This is a genomic window from Rhodococcus sp. USK10 (assembly GCF_019378875.1).
Lineage (GTDB): Bacteria > Actinomycetota > Actinomycetes > Mycobacteriales > Mycobacteriaceae > Rhodococcus_F > Rhodococcus_F pseudokoreensis.
The window spans coordinates 2,630,095-2,647,332 of the sequence record NZ_CP076048.1 but is presented as its reverse complement, the minus strand read 5'-3'; the positions used below and the strand labels follow the sequence as shown (position 1 = coordinate 2,647,332).

Below are 17,238 nucleotides of genomic sequence, written 5' to 3'. Positions count from 1 at the left end.
CCCTGATCGGGACGCAAATGTTACCGCCAGGTATGGCGTGTGGTGACCGGCGAGCGTAGGAGGGCGATGTTATGTTCCCCTCGCCGGGTGTGGCCGGTGTTGACGGAGGGGTCGGGGATGTCGAAGAGGTGGATCGCGTCGGTCGCGGCTGTGGCGATCGGTTCGGGCATGATTGCCTATTCCAACCAGAACGCCGCCGTCGCGGAACCCGAGCCGGTAGCCAACGGAATCCCCGGCAGCGGACCCTGCGCGAGCGAGGTGTCGAACGAGACGCACTCGCTCATCCCGGACAAGCTCGAGATTCCGATCCCGTACCCGAAGATCACGACGGTGCCCTATCCCGCCCCGGTCACGGATCCCGTCCGCGTCTCGCAGGCGCTGCCCGCCGACACGTGCACCGATCCGTGCCCGGATCTCACCGACGAGACCGACCACGCCCCGGGAAACCTGTCGAGCGAGCTGAACATCCCGGACGTCAGCGTGAAGTTCACGCCCTTCCACTTCGGCATTCCCGTCCCGGGCGCCGACATCGAACTGCCCCCGCCGCCGCCCCTCGTCCACCCCGCGACCGAGGAGGCGCCGCGCAGCGCGGCCCCGGCCACCCCGAAGATCGGCGACGTGACCCGCGTGGCCAAGGTGACCGGCGCCGGCTCCGTCAGCCGCACCGACAAGCGTTACCAGGTCAACGGCACCGACCTCGGTATCATCTGGGAGAGCGCCCCCGACCAGGTCGCCGTCGCATTTGGTGACACCGTCGGCAAGGGATTCCAGCCGCCCGGCGGCCAGGGCGACGACTGGCGCAGCAACGTCCTCGGTTTCAGCTCCGACCGCAACCTGTCCGACGGCATGAGCCTCGACAGCATGGTCCAGGACAGCCGGTGCCACGCGGCGGAACTGCTCGACAGCCGCAAACTCGACAACATCGAGATCACCACCATCCCGACATCCGGTTTCGCCGTCGGGAATCGGCAGTACATGAGCTACATGTCGATCCGCACCTGGAACAGCATCCCCGCCACCTGGTGGACGAACTACGGCGGCATCGCCTACTCCGACGACGGCGGATCGACGTGGACCAAGGACCCGTACGCGAAGTGGGACAACATCTTCGGGGTCACCAAGTTCCAGGTCGCGTCGATGGTCCCGGCCGGCGACTTCGTGTACATGTTCGGAACCCCCAACACGAGGCTCGGCGCCATCGGTCTGGCGCGCGTCCCGGCCGCCGACGTGCTCAACACGTCCGCGTACCAGTACTGGCAGAACGGCAACTGGACGCCGGTCGGTGGCTACACGGAGGCGACGCCGATCGTGGACGCCCCCGCCGCCGAACTGTCCGTGCGGTACGAGGAAGCCACCGGCAAGTGGCAGATGACCTACCTCGACACGTCCAAGGCGGCCATCGTGCTCCGTGAGTCCGACTCGCCGCAGGGCGTCTGGTCCGGCGGGGCGCCGATGGTCAGCGCCGCCGAATACCCGGAACTGTACGGCGGCTTCATCCACCCGTGGTCCAGCGGCGACGAACTGTACTTCACCATGTCGACCTGGTCGGACTACAACGTGTTCCTGATGAAGGCGGACTTGGGCGCCTAGCGCCCGTGCGTGGTTAAGGAGTCTCTGGACTCGTTCACCACGCACGGGCGGCGGAGCCGCCTACAGCAGGCCGTGCCGGGGCGGGACGGTGCCCGACAGCGTCCACCGGCCGATGTGCTGGATCTTCCACCGCGTGGGGTCGTGCAGCGTGTGGGTGCGGGCGTCGCGCCAGTACCGCGACAGGTTCGACGTGTCCGACGCACTGCGGGTGCCGCCCAGTTCGAACAGCACGCTCGACGCCTCGAGGGACGCGCGTGCGGCGGCGACCTTGGCCGCGGCGGCGTCGATCGAGGCGACCGCGGCGGTCTGCTCGGTCAGAGTGCGCCGCGCCGCGTCGATGCTGCGCGCACCCTCCCGGAGCACTGCCGTCGCGGACCGGACGCCGACCGCGGCCTCCCCGGCCAGTTGGATCAGCAGGGGATCGTCGACGGCGTCGGTGACGCCCGCCTCGAAATACGGTCTCGCACTGCGGGCGGCGCGCACGCCCTCGTTCAGCGCGGCCGCGGCGATCCCGGCGTCGATCGCGGCGTGCAGGATCTGCGCCTGCGAGCCGTAGGTGGTGGGTGCGTCGAAGATGGGGGAGAACGGCACGACGTGGAACGCGGGCACCCGGACGGCGTCGAGGGTGACGGTTCCGCTCGCGGTGGTCTTCTGCCCCATGCCGTCCCAGTCGTCGACGATCGACAGTCCGGCGGCGGTCCGCGGCAGGTAGGCGACGGCCTTGGCCGGTTTCCCGGCCGGCGTCGTCCGCCCGGGAAGCGTGGCCCGCACCGCGATCCAGTCGGCGAACAGCGCGCCCGTGCTGTAGAACTTGCGACCGTCGACGACGAAATTCCCACCCTGCTCGGTGAGGGTCGTGGCGTCGATGTCGATCGTTTTCGTTCCGCGCTCGCTCTGGGCGTTGGCGAATTGGCGCCCCGCGAGCACCTCGGAGTAGAAGAACTCCTGCTGCGCCGGTGTGCCCTGGTGGCGCAGCACCTCGAGGAACGTGTAGTGGCTGTGCGGGATCTGCGCGATGCTCGGATCGCCCTCGGCGAGAAGGCGGAACACTTCGGTGAGGGTTTCGGTCCGCGCGTCGATGCCGCCGTGCTCGCGGGGAACGCCGAGCGCGAGCAGTCCGGACGCGGCGAGCGCCCGCACCTGTTCGTACGGCAGCTGTCGGCCGGAATCGCGCGCTGCCGCCTCCTCGGCGAAGTGCGCGGCGAGATCGGCGGCGACGGTGAGGGCTTCGGTCTCGTCGCTGATGCGGTGGGCGTTCTGGACGGCGGTCATGGTTCTCCGTGGGTCGGTGGTGCGGACGCACCGAATCCGGCCACCGTCGACGGTGGCCGGACTCGGGGTTCGGAATCGTTATGTGTACCAGGTGGGTTCGGGCAGTTCGCCGGTCAGCAGGTGGCCGCCCACCTCGCGCCGCTTGTACGCGACGGGATCGTGCAGAGTGTGCGTCCGCACGTTCCGCCAGAAGATGTCGAGACCCACCGTGTTGGACGTGGCACGCGCACCGGTCAGTTCGAACACCTTGGTGCCGATCTCGAGGGCGACGTCGGCGGCGCGGATCTTGGCGGCGGCGATACGGACGGCGAGATCCCCGCGCGCCTGTTCGGTGAGGTTCTCCCGCGCGTCGTGCAGCACCGCGTTCGCCTCGCCGTTCACCTGATCGACGAACGCCTCGGCCGCCCACAGCTTCGACTGCAGGTCGCCGTAGCCCTCGCGCAGGTACCACTCGTCGGTCGCCAGTTCCTTGTCGTCGCCGCCGTACGGCCACGGACGGGTCCGGGTCCGGGTGTATTCGGCCGCGGTGTCCAGTGCGCCGCGGGCGATGCCGACGTAGAAGTTGGCGAACACGATCTCGAGCGCCGGGAAGTTCAGCGTGTTGTAGACGAGCGGCTGAAACTCCTTGTCCACGAACCCGGCAGCCCCCGACCAGTCCACCTCGACGTCGTTGATCTCGACCGTGCCGGAGTCGGTGAGGCGTTGTCCGAGATTGTCCCAGTCACCCCGGAACACGATGCCGTCCTGCGCCGTCGGCACGATCGCGAACACGTGCGTGGCCGTGCCCTCGATGATGCCCTCGAGCACGGTGAGGTCGGTGGCGCGGCCGCCCGTCGAGAACGACTTCACCCCGTTGTAGACGAGCGTGTCGCCGCGGTCGACGATCGTGAGGTCGGTGTCGCGCGGGTTGACCGCGCCGCCGAACAGGAAGCGGTTGCTGGTGTACAACTCCTCGACCGCCCCGATCTGCGGTGCGGTGCCCACGAGTCGCACGGCCCACGCCCACAGGTAGTGGTAGCCGAGCAACTGTCCGATGGAACCGTCGCCGCGCGCGATCTCGCGGACCACCTGGTAGGCGGTCTCCCACGGCTGTCCGGCGCCACCGAATTCGGCGGGCCCGAGCAGGGTGACGAGCCCACTGTCCTTCAGGAGCCGGACCTCCTCGAACGGTGCACCGCCGGCGCGGTCGCGTTCGACGGCGTCGCGAGCGAGGATCACGCTCACCTCACGCGCACGCGCGATCCAGCCGTCGGCGGTGGCCGGGGCGTCCGACCAGATCTTCTCTTCGGTGATGACGGTCATGCCTTGTCTCCCTCTGCGGTCGGTGCGGTGCCGATGGCCCACACGTAGACGGGTTCGGTTCCGTTGATCTCGTAGTCGCCGACGACCTTGGCCTTGAACACCACGGGGTTGTGGCTGGCGACCGTGCGTGCATTCCGCCAGAAGCGGTCGAGGTCCCACTCGCGGCTCACCCCGGACGCGCCGAGCGCGTCGAAGATCTTGGCGGTGGCGGGGACGACGATCGCGGTGGCGGAGATCTGGCCCTGCGCCGACGCGATCTCGGCGGCGATGTTGGCGGACTTCTCCTCGTCCGGGCTGCCGGTGAACGCGGCCTCGTACGCCCACTGGGCGGGTTCCGCCGCGTGCAGTGCGATCGCCTCGGCGGCGTGCGCGGCGGCCGACACCTCGCCCACCACCTGCTGGATCTGCGCGTCCAGCGCGTAGGTGGGGGCGTTGCCGTGGCTGAACGTGCGGGTGCGGGTCGCCACCCGGCGGGCGATCGCGTCCGTCGCCGCCCGCGCGATGCCCGCGAGCGTCGCGAGGTGGAACAACTGGTAGAACGCGGTCTGATACTTGAACCGGGTGGAGAAGTCGAAGATGTTCTCCGGTTGGACGATCGCGTTCTCGTACGTCGACGTGCCGGAGCCGGTGGTCTGCTGGCCGAATCCGTTCCAGTCGTCGCTGTGTGTGACCGCAGGCTGGCGTGCCTCGACCGCGGCGATCACGAACGCGCCGGTGTCGGTGCGCTGCGAGTACAGGTCGATCCAGTCGGCGAAGATCGAACCGGTGCTGTAGTACTTCGTCCCGTTCGCGAAGAAATGGGCCTCACCGGGGACGGGGGACACCTTGGTGTTCGCCTCACCGAGCGGGACGTCGCCGATCTCGGTCCACGCGTTGCCGACCAGCTGACCGTCCGCGAATCTCCGAAGCCACGTGTCGCGGTCGGGACCGTCGGCGGCGACGAGGCGGTCCTCGACGAATGCGAAATGTCCGCGCAGGGCCTGCGTGATGTTGGAATCCGCCGCGGACAGTTCGACGAGCAGCCGGAACAGCTGGGGGATGCTCGCGCCCGACCCGCCGTGGGATCGCGGCACGCGTACCGCCCCGAACCCGGCCTTCTTCAGGGCGTCGATCTGCTCGTAGGGGAGGACGTGGTCGCGTTCGCGTTCCACCACACCTTCGGCGATGTCGGCGAAGAGGGGACGGAACCTGGCGGCGAGCGTGTCCCAGTCGGTCTCGCTCGCGATGGGCTGTGCAGCTCTTCGTTCCTGTACGGCTGTCATGCCGTCGAACCTCACACGGTCTCGCGTGCCCGGTGAAGGGTTGGACGCGCGCTGATTGGAAGGGTGGGCGTCTGCCCGGCGGGCGGGTTCCATGCTGGGTATGTCAACCGAACACATCGCTGAGCAGATCAAGTTCGCCTACTGGGTGCCCAACGTCAGTGGCGGGCTGGTCACGTCCGACATCGAACAGCGCACCAGCTGGGACTACGAGTACAACAAGAAACTCGCCCAGACCGCCGAGAACAACGGGTTCGAGTACGCGCTCAGCCAGGTCCGGTACGAGGCCAGCTACGGGGCCGAATTCCAGCACGAGTCGACGAGCTTCAGCCTCGCGCTCCTGCTCGCCACCGAGCGGCTGAAGGTGATCGCCGCGGTCCACCCCGGCCTGTGGCAGCCCGCCGTGCTGGCGAAACTGGGGGCCACGGCCGACCACCTTTCCAACGGCCGGTTCGCCGTCAACGTGGTGAGCGGCTGGTTCAAGGACGAGTTCACCCACCTCGGCGAGCCGTGGCTCGAACACGACGAACGGTACCGGCGCAGCGCCGAATTCCTGCAGGTGCTCCGCAAGATCTGGACCGAGGACGACGTCGATTTCCGCGGCGATTTCTACCGCATTCACGACTTCACCCTGAAGCCGAAACCGCTCAACACCCCCGACCGTCCCAACCCGGAACTGTTCCAGGGCGGCAACTCCGCCGCCGCCCGGCAGAACGCGGGCCGCTACTCCGACTGGTACTTCAGCAACGGCAAGGACTACGACGGCGTCACCGAGCAGATCGACGACGTACGGCGGGTGGCGCGCGAGCACGACCGGGAAGTGAAGTTCGGGCTCAACGGTTTCATCATCGCCCGCGACACCGAAAAGGAAGCTCGCGACACCCTCCGCGAAATCATCGAGAAGGCCAACAAGCCTGCGGTCGAGGGTTTCCGATCCGCCGTCCAGCAGGCGGGGGCGTCCACCGCCGACAAGTCGGGGATGTGGGCGGATTCCACGTTCGAGGATCTCGTCCAGTACAACGACGGATTCCGCACTCAGCTGATCGGGACGCCGGAGCAGGTCGCCGAGCGCATCGTCGAATACCGCCGTCGCGGAGTCGACCTCATCCTGGGCGGATTCCTGCACTTCCAGGAGGAGATCGAATACTTCGGGGCCAACGTCCTGCCGCTGGTCCGCGAACTGGAGGCGTCCGAGAGGCTCGCACCCGTGAGTGGTTAAGGAGTCCAGGGACTCGCTAACCACGCACGGGCGGCGGAGCCGCCTACCGGGCCAGCGCGCGACCTGCGGCCCGGCCGGAGAAGATGCACCCGCCGAGGAACGTGCCCTCGAGCGCGCTGTACCCGTGGACGCCGCCGCCACCGAATCCGGCGACCTCGCCGGCGGCGTAGAGACCCTCGAACGGGGTGCCGTCGGGCCGGATCACCTGTGAGTCGAGGTTGGTCTCGAGGCCGCCGAGGGTCTTGCGGGTGAGCAGGTGCAGCCGGACCGCGATCAGGGGACCGTTCTTGGGGTCGAGCAACTCGTGCGGGCTCACGACGCGGGTGATCTTGTCGGCCAGCAGGTTCCGGGCGTTGCGGATCGCCATCACCTGGAAGTCCTTGGTGTAGGCGTTCTTCACTTCCCGGTCGCGGGCCACGATTTCACGTTCGAGGTCCTCGTACTTCAGCGGTGCGTCGGGGGTGAGGGCGTTCATGCCGTCGACGAGGTCGCGGAGGTTGTCGCGGACGACGAAGTCGGCGCCGTGCTGCTTGAACGCCTCGACGGGACCGGGGGCGCCCTTCTTGAGTCGTTCGGCGAGCAGCTTGAAATCGCGGCCGGTGATGTCGGGGTTCTGCTCGGACCCCGACAGCGCGAACTCCTTCTCGATGATCTTCTGGTCGAGGACGAACCACGTGTGGTGGTGGCCGCTGTTCACGATGTGCTCGAGGGTGCCCATGGTGTCGAAACCGGGGAAGTTCGGGCTGGGCAGGCGGGTGCCGTTGCCGTCGAACCACATCGACGACGGGCCGGGGATGATGCGGATACCGTGGTTGGGCCAGATCGGGTCCCAGTTCTGGATGCCCTCGGTGTAGTGCCACATGCGGTCACGGTTGACGATGTTGCCGCCGGCGTTCTCGGTGATCTCGAGCATGCGGCCGTCGACGTGCGCGGGGACGCCGGCGAGCATGTTCTCGGGGGCCTTGCCGAGTCGTGCGGGCCAATTCTTCTTGACCAGTTCGGGGTTGCCGCCGATGCCGCCGGACGTGACGACCACGGCCTGCGCGGAGAATTCGAACTCCCCGACCGCGGTTCGCGAACTCTTCACACCGCGTGCCTCGGTGGACGGTTCGAGGACGGTACCGCGCACACCGGTGGCGGCGCCGTTGGTGACGACGATCTCGTCGACCTGGTGGCGGTGCTTGAACGTGACGAGTCCCCGCTTCGACGCGGCGACGACGCGGGTGAGGAAGACCTCGACGACGCCCGGGCCGGTGCCCCACGTGATGTGGAATCGGGGAACGGAATTGCCCTGTCCGAGTGCGGATCCGCGCCCGCGTTCGGCCCACCCGACGTTCGGCATCAACCGCAGTCCGAGGTCGTGGAGGTACTGCCGCTTCTCGCCGGCCGCGAATTCGACGTACGCCTGCGCCCACAACCGCGGCCACTGGTCTTCACGCTCTCGGTCGAAGGCGGCGGTGCCCATCCAGTCCTGGATCGCCAGTTCGTACGAGTCCTTGATGCCGAGGCGCCGCTGCTCGGGGCTGTCGACGAGGAACAGGCCGCCGAGCGACCAGAAGGCCTGGCCGCCGAGATTCGCCGAACTCTCCTGGTCGACGACGAGGACCTTCCGGCCGGCCTTGACCATCTCGTAGGTGGCGACGAGTCCGGCCAGTCCTGCGCCGACGACGATCACATCAGCCTGTTCGGTCACGAGGACCCCTCTTTCCGGTGTGTGTGGGTGTGGGTGGTGTCGGGTTCGGTGTAGGCGGCCACGACGCGGGTGAACAGTTCGACGCGCAGTTCCCGGGCGGCCGCGTTCTCGTCTTCGATGAGGCACTGGACGCTGGTGCCGTCGTGGAGAGCCACGAGCGCGCGGCCGAGCACCCGGGGATCGCCGGTTATGCGGCGCCCGAGTCGGTGCAGGGCTGTCTCGAGGATCGGCACGATGGTGTCGAGAATGGTGTGCTCGCGGGCTGCGAGAGCCTTCTTCAGTGCCGGGTTGCGCAGGGCGTGGGCGGTGAATTCCGCGTTGATCCGGTACCACTGGTCGTCGACGGGGACGACGTCGAGCACCAGTTCGGTTCCGGTACGAAGCTTTTCGGCGGGCGAGAGCCCGGAGAGGTCGATGCTCGACGAGTCGGCGGCCTGCCGGATGTGCGCGAGCATCGCGCTGGAGCGCTGTTCCCACATGGCGAAGAACATTTCGTCCAGCGACGCGAAGTTGGAGTAGAAGGCGCCGCGCGTGTACCCGCCGCGTTCGCAGATCTGCTCGACCGTCGACCGTCCGAAGCCGTTTTCGGCGAACACCTCGACGGCGGCGTCGAGCAGTCGCTGCCGGGTCTGGCCGCGTCGCTTCGTCACCCTCCGGGGTGTGTCGGTGGCAGGCTCGGAGGAGCGGGCCGGTGACGTCGGCATGGCCTCTCCTCCGATCGGGTCGACAGCAACCGTCGATACACTAGCGTATCGGATACACCGGTGTATCGAAATCGGTCAGCGCAGTCCGCTCGGCGAGGTCGGCGGTCTCAGAGGTAGAGGCGCCTCAGAGGTAGAGGTCCTGCTTCCGGATCAGGGCGGTCGCCACGACGCTGACGACCGAGGTGGCGACGAGGTACCCGCAGGCCAGCCAGGGGGTTCCGCCGCCGGCGGCGATCAGGGCGGTGAGGATCATCGGCGTGATGCCCGAGGCGTAGATCCCGGAGAACTGGTACACGACGGACAGGCCGGTGTAGCGGATCTCGGTGGGGTAGAGGCTCGCGTACAGCGTGCCCTGCGCGCCGTAGAAGAGGGCGTGGACGACGCCGAACACGAGCACCATCGCGACGCCGAACAGGACGAGATTCTCCGTCCCGAACAGGGCGAACGCGGGGAAGACGGCGAGTCCGTAGGCCCCGATCCCGATGAGGTAGATCCGTTTGGCGCCATACCGGTCGACCAGTAGGCCGGAGAACGGCAAAAGTACCGCCATGATCGTCGCGGCGACGGTGACAACGAGGAGGACCGGGATCTTGGCGAACTCCAGATTCTTGGTGGCATACGTGATCGCGAAGACGCCCCACGTGTTGAACGCGGCGCCCTCGCCCCACCGGGAGAGCAGGCCGAGGATGCTGCCGCGGCGCACCCGGCCGCGGAACACGTCCTTCAGCGGAGCGGAGGAGCGCTTCTCGAGGTCGTGCACCTCTTGGAACGCCGGAGTCTCCTCGACCTTCAGCCGGACCACGAATCCGACGAACACGAGAATCAGGCTGAGCAGGAACGCGATTCGCCAGCCGTACGTGAGGAACTGGGCGTCGTCGAAGATCGTCTGCAACGCGGCGAAGACGCCGGTGCCCAGCGCGAGTCCCAGTGCCAGACCGATCTGGGGGATGCTGCCGAAGATGCCGCGCCTCTTCGCGGGACTGTGTTCGACGGCGAGGAGCACGGCGCCCGCCCATTCACCGCCCAGCGCGAATCCCTGCAGGACGCGGAGCAGGAGCAGCAGCACCGGCGCGATCACCCCGACCTGCGCGGCGGTCGGTAGCACCCCCATCAGGGCGGTCGCGATGCCCATGATGAACATGGTGAGCGCGAGCGTCTTCTTCCGTCCGATGCGGTCGCCGATGTGGCCGAAGACGACACCGCCGATCGGCCGGACCACGAAACCGACCGCGAACGTGGCGAACGCCAGCATGGTGCCGACGAACGAACTCTGATCGGGGAAGAACAGCTGGTTGAACACCAGGCTGGCGGCGGTGGCGTAGAGGAAGAAGTCGTACCACTCGACTGTCGTGCCCAGCAGGCTGGCAGCGACGACGGTGCGGAGCCGCTTGCGCCGCTCGAGGTCGGATTCCGGTGTGGACGTGTACGGGGCGTCGGACAGCGTAGTCATAACGGGGGGCGACGCTAACGCCGTTCGTGCCGGCGCCGCACCCCTCCGAATCACGGTGATCGAAACCCTCGCGCCCCGGCGCCGTCGTTGATGAACTGGCCTGCGGTGCCCATCTGTCGTCGACAAGAGGATCGCGCGTGTCTCTTCATTTCCACTGGTTCCTTCCCACCTACGGTGATTCCCGCAACCTGATGGCAGGTGGTCACGGGAGTTCCATGGCGGGGGACCGGCCGGCGACGCTGCGGTACCTCAACCAGATCGGCGCGGCGGCGGAGTCGAGCGGATTCGAATCGGTGCTGACGCCCACCGGCGCGTGGTGCGAGGACGCCTGGCTCACCACGGCCATGATGCTGGAGACCACCGAGACGCTGAAGTTCCTGGTCGCGCTGCGGCCGGGCCTGCTCAGCCCCACGCTGGCCGCGCAGATGGCGGCGACGTTCCAGTGGCAGTCGCAGGGGCGGCTCCTGCTGAACGTCGTGACCGGCGGTGAGGACCACGAGCAGCGCACCTACGGCGACTACCTCGACAAGACCCAGCGCTACGCGCGCTGCGGCGAGTTCCTCGACGTCATCCGGAAGCTGTGGGCGGGAACGGGACCGGTCGACTACGTGGGCGAGTACATCCGGGTGGAGAACGCCCAGTTGCAGCGCATCCCGGACCCGGTGCCACCGATCTTCTTCGGCGGGTCGTCGCCGGCCGCGGGCACCGTGGCGTCCCAGTTCGCCGACACCTACCTCACCTGGGGTGAACCGCCCAGTGCCGTCGCCGGGAAGATCGCCTGGATCCGCGACCTCGCCGACGTCCAGGGCCGCACCCTCGACTACGGCATCCGGCTGCACGTGATCAGCCGCGACACGTCCGAGGAGGCGTGGGCCGAGGCCGACCGCCTGCTGTCCGCCCTCGACCCGGCGACGGTCGAGCAGGCGCAGCAGAGCCTGGCCCGCTCGGGTTCCGAAGGGCAGCGGCGCATGCGGGAACTTCACGGCGGCGGCAGCGCCTATTCGAAGGACGGTGGGGCGCGCGCCCTCGAGGTGGCCCCCAACCTGTGGTCCGGGGTCGGGCTGGTCCGCGGCGGCGCGGGCACCGCGCTGGTCGGCTCCCACGAGGAGGTCGCCGACCGCATCGCCGAGTACGCGGCGCTCGGACTCGACCACTTCGTCCTCTCCGGCTACCCGCACCTGGAGGAGGCGTACAACTTCGGCGAGGGTGTCCGGCCGATCCTCGAACGCCGCGGGCTCGTGCAGTCCCGCACCCACCGGCCCGGGGATCTGTCGGGGTCGACGGCGTTCCTGTCCTCGAGTCGGTAGCCGCTGCCAGACTGGGGGCATGGCGACGGTCGGGCGGGTCCCCGAGGAACTACTCCCGCACCTGCGCCGTGCCCGGGACCTCGCCGACCGTGACTACGCCTCGCCGCTGGATCTGCCGGAACTCGCGGCGACGGCGGGGGTGTCGAAGTACCACTTCCTCCGGTGTTTCGCGGCGGTCTACGGCCGGACGCCGGGCGTGTATCTCGCGGAGCGCCGCGTCGAGCGCGCCCAGGATCTGCTGCGGGCGACGAACCTGACGGTGACGGAGATCTGCCACCTCGTCGGGTACACCAGCCTCGGGTCGTTCAGTGCCAAGTTCCGTCAGCTGGTAGGCACGTCACCGTCGGTGTACCAGGCGAAGTTCGCCGAGCACGGGGCGCCGCGCATCCCCGGGTGCTACGTGTTCATGCACGGGCTGAGCGACCGCCGGTGAACACCGCAATTTCGGAGAAGCGCCGTTGTCCGCTCCGGACATAGGTTGGTCGCATGATCACCAACGTTTCGCTTGTCACCCTGTGGGTCACCGACCAGGACGACGCGAAGAAGTTCTACATCGACACACTGGGTTTCGCCCCGGGCACCGACGTCACGATGGGCGACGGGTTCCGCTGGGTGACGATCCTGCACCCCGACCACCCGGAGCTCGAGGTCACACTGATGCGGCCGGGGCCGCCTCTCGACGCCGACATGGCGGAGGCGGTCCGCCGGTCGCTGGCTAGCGGGACGATGGGCGGATTCGGGCTGACCACCACCGACTGTCACGCGACGTACAAGGATCTGGTCGCGAAGGGTGTCGAGTTCACGCAGCCGCCGGCCGAACGGCCCTACGGCATCGAGGCGGTCATGCGGGACAACTCCGGCAACTGGCTGGTGCTGGTGGAGAAGCGGGAGTACACGGGGGAAGATTTCGCGCACTGACGGACACGAGTCAGCGCGCCCGGTGGCGTCGTACGGCGTCCCGGTTCGCGCACTTGGGTGAGCAGTACCGCTGACGGCCGTTGCGCGAGGTGTCGGCGTAGATGGCGGTGCATTCTTCGAGCGCGCAGCGGCCGAGCCGGTGCATGCCGCGGCCGACGAGGTGCAGTGCGGTGCCGACTGAGAACAGTGCCTCGAGGACGCCGGCCAGGGACTGCTGGTCGTCGCGGTAGTGGAGGTGCCAGCCGTCGCCGGCGTGGTTGGTCAGTCGCGGGTAGGCCGACGCCTTCGTCAGCAGGAGGTTGACCTGTTCGGCCCGGTCTTCGTCGCTCGTGGCGTCGGCTATGGCCGACCACCGGTCGAGCATGCCGAGCACGTCGGCGAGGTCGTCGTCGGTGACGGGGAAGTCGACGACGATGCCGGCGTCGACGCATCGGTCGACGAGTTCGCCGGTCGAGTCGGGCGGGCGATTCGCGAGGTCGGCGGCGAGCGTGACCGCATACTCCCCGTAAGGGTTGAGATGCACAATGCCATTACATCACGCTGGGTGCATGAGCGAACATCACGAACACGACTGGCAGGAAGTATCCCGGCATCGAACGAGCACGGGCGTGGTCACCTACCTCGGCTGTGCGTGCGGTCGGTGGCAGTTGTCGCTGCTCGAGGCGTCGCTAGGGGAATCTAGCCGTATCTACGTTCGATCGCAGATCTGAATAGATTTGTATACGGACCGCCGGTTTCCGGGTCGAGGGTCTGGCATTTCCGGGACGAGACGCACATAATCACCACGTGAGCCAAGTTACTGTTACTCCGAGTTCGCTTATTCTTGCCCAGTCGGGCGGGGAGGGTGGCGGTGCGGCATTCGACCAGATCATCGGAATCACGGTGGCGACGGCGATCATCACCGTGGGTCTGCTGTGGGTCGCGTACCTGCATCGCACACGCAAGATCACGTGGCTGCAGACGATCGCCGACGCGGCGTCGCGTGCACTCGACCGTCCCCCGTGGGTGGCCCTGCCCCTGGTGACGTTCGTCGGGACCATCCTGACGGCGTTCTTCGGTTTCATCTGGGACGTCAGCCTGCACATCGGGCGAGGCCGCGACAACGGGCCGCTCGCGAACCCCGCGCACTACTTCATCCTCGTCGGACTCTTCCTGCTGTTCATCACCGGAATGCTGGCGATGATCCTGCCGCGCGACGAGAAACCCGGCCGTGCGGCGATCAAGATCACCCGCACCTGGTACGTCCCGGTCAGCGGCGTCCTCGTGGCGGGAGCGGGTCTGTACGCCCTCATCGGGTTTCCGCTCGACGACGTCTGGCACCGCATCTTCGGTCAGGACGTCACGCTGTGGGGGCCGACGCACCTGATGCTGATCGGCGGTGCGGGACTGTCGCTGATCGGCGTCCTGCTCCTGGACTACGAGGGCCGGATGGCGACCCCCGGGGAGGTGAAGCCGGACAGCAGACTCATCTGGTTCCTGCGGTGCGGCATGTTCGGCGGCCTGCTCATCGGCCTGTCCGTCTTCCAGATCGAATACGACTTCGGCGTCGAACAGTTCCGACTCGTCCTGCAGCCCATGATGATCGCCGGAGCGGCCGCGTTCACCCTGGTGGCGGCGCGCATCGTCCTCGGACCGTTCGCGGCGATCGTGGCCGTGGCAGTGGCAGGCGTCGTCCGCGCGATCACGGCTCTGGTGGTCGGACCGGTTCTCGGTGCCCCCACCAACGTGTTCGAACTGTGCCTCGGCGCCGCGGTGGTGATCGAATTGCTCGCTCTGACACCGCTGGTCAAGAATCGGGTGGCGTTCGGTGCCGTCGGCGGTCTCCTCGTCGCGACGGTCGGGCTGTGGCTCGAGTCGCTGTGGATCGACGCCGTCTACATCTACCCCTGGCCCACCAGCATGTGGCCGGAGGCGCTGGCGATGGCCGTGCCCGTCGGCATCGCGGCCGGAGCCTGCGGCGCGCTGCTCGCGCGGGTGCTCCGATCCGAAGGGCTTCCGCGCCCCGCGATCAGCCGCACCATCGTCGTCGCCACCGTCGTGGTGATTGCCGGTGCCACGGCCAACGGCCTCGTCACCACGGTCCCGGACAACGCCACGGCAACGATCGCTCTCACGGAGGCCGCCCCGGACGGCGGCCGCATGGTCGACGCGGAGGTGCGCATCGACCCGTCCGATCTCGCGAGCGACGATCCGGCGTGGGTGTCCATCCTGTCCTGGCAGGGCGGCCCCGGACTGGGCAACGGTTTCACGGTCGACCGGCTCGAACGCACCGGTCCCGGCACCTACCGGACGCACGAACCGGTCCCGGTCCACGGAACGTGGAAGACGTTGCTGCGTGTGCAGGACGGGCGCACCATGACGGCCGTCCCGATCTACCTGCCCAGCGACCCGGGCATCGGCGCGGAGGAACTGCCCGCCGTCGAATCCTCGACCCGCGACTTCGTCCCGGAGATCACCATCCTGCAGCGGGAGCGGAACTTCGACCACCCGTCCTGGCTGTTCGGCGCCGCATCACTGGTGGTGCTCGTGTGCACCCTGGCGCTGATCACCGCTCTGGCGTGGGGAGCGGGCCGGATCAGCAAGTACACGCAGGGGCAGGCGGCCACCGGCACCCGCGAGGACGTGACGGTGACATGAACCCGGTGCACGATCCGGACGTCGCCTATCTCGCCGATCATTCGGTGCTGCTGGCGATTCCGGCGTTCGTCCCCGCGTTCCTGGTGGCCGGACTGGTCATCTACCTGGCGGTCAGGGACCGCAAGGCGGAAGCCGCCGAGAATGCCGAGAACGCGAAGCACGGCCCGAGTGAAAACGAAGAGGAGAACTAGGTGATCAGGCGGTTGGCCGGACTTGTCGCGATACCCGCTGTCGTCGTCGCTCTGGTGTCGGGCTGCGGAGGTGACGAAGACACCCCGGCGACGGAGGACGGTGTCGTGATCGACGTCGTAATCGAGAACGGCACGGTCACACCGGACAACGAACGCATCGAGGCCACGGTGGGGGAGACCGTCACGGTGCGGATCGACAGCGACGCCGACGACGAGTTGCACGTGCACGCGGTTCCGGAGCACTCGTTCGAGATTCACCCCGGAACGCAGGAAACCCAGTTCTCCGTTGATGTTCCGGGTCAGGTGGCAGTGGAATTGCACGACACGGGTAAGACGGTGGCCACGCTGCTCGTGCGTCCATGACCGCTGTTCTCGCGCACGGTCTCGGCGGATCCACCGACCTTCCCATCCCGTTCACGTATGCGCTGATCGGGGCGAGTTGGGCGCTCACCGCGTCCTTCGTGGTGCTGGCGTTCGCATGGCGCACCCCGAAGCTGGATCCGGACAACCCGGGGCGCAGGCTGCCGGGCTGGGTGACGCGGTTCGCCGACGCGCAGGCCACGCGGAACGTGCTGGCCGCGGTCGGTGTGGTGTTCGCGGTGTGGGTGGCCCTCGCCGCCTTCCTCGGACCCGCGGAATCGTCGGAGAACGCCCTGCCGGGCGCGTTCTACGTGCTGCTCTGGGTGGGGCTGGTCGCGGCGTCGCTGGCGTTCGGGCCGGTCTGGCGGGTGCTGTCCCCGGTCCGCACCGTGCACCGGTCGGTGTGCGCGGCGATCGGCCGCTCACCGGCGGAAAACGATGCGCGGTACCGCAACTCGTGGGGTTACCGGCCCGCGGTCGCGGGACTGTTCGCCTTCGTCTGGCTGGAACTGGCCTCCGGCGACCCGGGTTCCGTGGCCGCGGTGCGGACGTGGCTGCTCGTGTATGTCGTGGTCACGACGGCCGGGGCGTTTCTGTGCGGCGAGCGTTGGTGCGAGCGGGGCGACCCGTTCGAGGTGTACAGCACGCTGGCGTCGCGGCTGTCTCCGCTGAGCCGCGACCGGCCGAGCGGACGGATCGTCCTGCGCAACCCGCTGGACCACCTGGGGTCGATGCCCGTCCGCGCCGGCTCGGTCGCGTTGATGGCAACCCTGCTGGGGTCCACGGCCTTCGACAGCTTCTCGGCGTTCCCCTGGTGGTCTCGTCTGGTGGACGGGATCGGTTCCCCGATCGGCGCCACCCTCGCGCGCACGGCCGGGCTCCTGGTCTTCGTCGGCTTCGTCGGGGTGTCGTTCTGGGTGGCCTCGCGGGCCACAGCGGGGCTGCGGCCCGAGCAGCGCGCCGCTCTCCCGGGGCAGCTGTCGCATTCGCTGATCCCGATCATCATCGGCTACGTCTTCGCGCATTATCTGACGTATCTGGTGGAGAAGGGGCAGGCGACGGTCATCCTGCTGGCCGACCCGTTGGGGCGGGGATGGAACCCGCTGGGGCTCGGCGACGCCGAGGTCTGGTACGTGCTGTCCGAGCATCCGGCCGCCTCGGCGTCGATCAAGGTGCTGTTCGTCCTCGCCGGACACGTGCTGGGAGTGATTGCTGCACACGACAAATCTGTGCGGCTCCTGCCGCGGGGCCATCAGCTGACCGGGCAGCTGGCACTGCTGCTCACCATGGTCACCTACACGTTCGGTGGGCTGTACCTGCTGTTCGGTGGCTGACG

At 68.1% G+C, this 17,238-nt stretch carries 15 protein-coding genes and 1 pseudogene; 9 read left to right on the top strand and 7 right to left on the bottom strand.

What is annotated here, in order from left to right; all coding sequences use genetic code 11:
- Positions 1–117: 117 nt before the first annotated feature.
- On the top strand, positions 118–1,590 hold the full coding sequence (locus I1A62_RS19210; RefSeq protein ID WP_219459442.1) for a DUF4185 domain-containing protein: 1,473 nt from the start codon (positions 118–120) through the stop codon (positions 1,588–1,590).
- A 60-nt stretch (positions 1,591–1,650) separates the two neighbouring features.
- On the opposite strand, the gene I1A62_RS19205 is transcribed toward I1A62_RS19210, so the two are convergent.
- From I1A62_RS19205 to I1A62_RS19195, 3 genes are all read right to left on the bottom strand, one after another.
- Positions 1,651–2,862: an SfnB family sulfur acquisition oxidoreductase gene (locus I1A62_RS19205; protein ID WP_124391038.1), complete on the bottom strand. Its 1,212-nt coding sequence runs from the start codon at positions 2,860–2,862 to the stop codon at positions 1,651–1,653.
- Between the two features lie 78 nt (positions 2,863–2,940).
- Positions 2,941–4,164, bottom strand: coding sequence for an acyl-CoA dehydrogenase family protein (locus I1A62_RS19200; RefSeq protein ID WP_219459441.1), 1,224 nt, complete (start codon positions 4,162–4,164; stop codon positions 2,941–2,943).
- The gene (locus I1A62_RS19195) at positions 4,161–5,426 is read right to left on the bottom strand and encodes an acyl-CoA dehydrogenase family protein (RefSeq protein WP_219459440.1); all 1,266 of its coding nucleotides are present in this window, start codon (positions 5,424–5,426) and stop codon (positions 4,161–4,163) included. Before I1A62_RS19195 ends, I1A62_RS19200 begins: the two co-directional genes overlap by 4 nt.
- Before the next feature lie 100 nt (positions 5,427–5,526).
- Here I1A62_RS19195 and sfnG point away from each other — a divergent pair, with 100 nt between their 5' ends.
- A complete protein-coding gene (gene sfnG / locus I1A62_RS19190; protein WP_206009640.1) occupies positions 5,527–6,642 on the top strand; it encodes a dimethylsulfone monooxygenase SfnG in 1,116 nt (371 codons plus the stop codon).
- 43 nt (positions 6,643–6,685) lie between these two features.
- On the opposite strand, the gene I1A62_RS19185 is transcribed toward sfnG, so the two are convergent.
- The 3 genes from I1A62_RS19185 to I1A62_RS19175 all read right to left on the bottom strand — a co-directional run bounded on the left by I1A62_RS19185 (position 6,686) and on the right by I1A62_RS19175 (position 10,489).
- Complete coding sequence (locus I1A62_RS19185) at positions 6,686–8,335, bottom strand: FAD-binding dehydrogenase (RefSeq protein ID WP_124391042.1); 1,650 nt, start codon at positions 8,333–8,335, stop codon at positions 6,686–6,688.
- Positions 8,332–9,039 (bottom strand): TetR/AcrR family transcriptional regulator, encoded by a 708-nt coding sequence (locus tag I1A62_RS19180; protein WP_219459439.1) that lies wholly within the window; start codon positions 9,037–9,039, stop codon positions 8,332–8,334. Before I1A62_RS19180 ends, I1A62_RS19185 begins: the two co-directional genes overlap by 4 nt.
- Before the next feature lie 124 nt (positions 9,040–9,163).
- On the bottom strand, positions 9,164–10,489 hold the full coding sequence (locus I1A62_RS19175; protein ID WP_124391044.1) for an MFS transporter: 1,326 nt from the start codon (positions 10,487–10,489) through the stop codon (positions 9,164–9,166).
- Between the two features lie 137 nt (positions 10,490–10,626).
- Between I1A62_RS19175 and I1A62_RS19170 the strand changes: the two genes are divergently transcribed.
- From I1A62_RS19170 to I1A62_RS19160, 3 genes and pseudogenes are all read left to right on the top strand, one after another.
- Positions 10,627–11,796 (top strand): LLM class flavin-dependent oxidoreductase, encoded by a 1,170-nt coding sequence (locus I1A62_RS19170; RefSeq protein ID WP_219459438.1) that lies wholly within the window; start codon positions 10,627–10,629, stop codon positions 11,794–11,796.
- A 19-nt stretch (positions 11,797–11,815) separates the two neighbouring features.
- Positions 11,816–12,273: pseudogene (locus I1A62_RS19165) on the top strand (helix-turn-helix domain-containing protein).
- 9 nt (positions 12,274–12,282) lie between these two features.
- Positions 12,283–12,714, top strand: coding sequence for a VOC family protein (locus tag I1A62_RS19160; RefSeq protein ID WP_124391046.1), 432 nt, complete (start codon positions 12,283–12,285; stop codon positions 12,712–12,714).
- A gap of 10 nt (positions 12,715–12,724) precedes the next feature.
- Here the strand turns inward: I1A62_RS19160 and I1A62_RS19155 are convergent, their stop codons facing one another.
- A complete protein-coding gene (locus tag I1A62_RS19155; RefSeq protein WP_124391047.1) occupies positions 12,725–13,237 on the bottom strand; it encodes a CGNR zinc finger domain-containing protein in 513 nt (170 codons plus the stop codon).
- A 263-nt stretch (positions 13,238–13,500) separates the two neighbouring features.
- On the opposite strand from I1A62_RS19155, the gene I1A62_RS19150 reads away from it, so the two are divergent.
- The 4 genes from I1A62_RS19150 to I1A62_RS19135 are packed head-to-tail and all read left to right on the top strand — an operon-like array spanning position 13,501 to position 17,236.
- On the top strand, positions 13,501–15,351 hold the full coding sequence (locus I1A62_RS19150) for a hypothetical protein (protein WP_219459437.1): 1,851 nt from the start codon (positions 13,501–13,503) through the stop codon (positions 15,349–15,351).
- A complete protein-coding gene (locus tag I1A62_RS19145; RefSeq protein WP_124391049.1) occupies positions 15,348–15,542 on the top strand; it encodes a hypothetical protein in 195 nt (64 codons plus the stop codon). Before I1A62_RS19150 ends, I1A62_RS19145 begins: the two co-directional genes overlap by 4 nt.
- Positions 15,543–15,905 carry a hypothetical protein gene (locus tag I1A62_RS19140; RefSeq protein WP_219459436.1) on the top strand — a complete coding sequence of 121 codons (363 nt, stop codon included), beginning with the start codon at positions 15,543–15,545 and terminating at the stop codon, positions 15,903–15,905. It abuts the gene before it with no gap.
- Entirely contained in the window at positions 15,902–17,236 is a 1,335-nt protein-coding gene (locus I1A62_RS19135; protein ID WP_219459435.1) for a hypothetical protein, read from the top strand. The genes I1A62_RS19140 and I1A62_RS19135 overlap by 4 nt, the downstream gene beginning before the upstream one ends.
- Positions 17,237–17,238 lie beyond the last annotated feature (2 nt).

Bases quoted from the DNA above. Each gene is read 5' to 3' on its own strand.
- I1A62_RS19195 (WP_219459440.1), bottom strand. From the start codon at position 5,426: ATGACAGCCGTACAGGAACGAAGAGCTGCACAGCCCATCGCGAGCGAG.
- I1A62_RS19180 (WP_219459439.1), bottom strand. From the start codon at position 9,039: ATGCCGACGTCACCGGCCCGCTCCTCCGAGCCTGCCACCGACACACCC.
- I1A62_RS19200 (WP_219459441.1), bottom strand. From the start codon at position 4,164: ATGACCGTCATCACCGAAGAGAAGATCTGGTCGGACGCCCCGGCCACC.
- I1A62_RS19145 (WP_124391049.1), top strand. From the start codon at position 15,348: ATGAACCCGGTGCACGATCCGGACGTCGCCTATCTCGCCGATCATTCG.
- I1A62_RS19135 (WP_219459435.1), top strand. From the start codon at position 15,902: ATGACCGCTGTTCTCGCGCACGGTCTCGGCGGATCCACCGACCTTCCC.
- sfnG (WP_206009640.1), top strand. From the start codon at position 5,527: ATGTCAACCGAACACATCGCTGAGCAGATCAAGTTCGCCTACTGGGTG.
- I1A62_RS19205 (WP_124391038.1), bottom strand. From the start codon at position 2,862: ATGACCGCCGTCCAGAACGCCCACCGCATCAGCGACGAGACCGAAGCC.
- I1A62_RS19210 (WP_219459442.1), top strand. From the start codon at position 118: ATGTCGAAGAGGTGGATCGCGTCGGTCGCGGCTGTGGCGATCGGTTCG.
- I1A62_RS19175 (WP_124391044.1), bottom strand. From the start codon at position 10,489: ATGACTACGCTGTCCGACGCCCCGTACACGTCCACACCGGAATCCGAC.
- I1A62_RS19160 (WP_124391046.1), top strand. From the start codon at position 12,283: ATGATCACCAACGTTTCGCTTGTCACCCTGTGGGTCACCGACCAGGAC.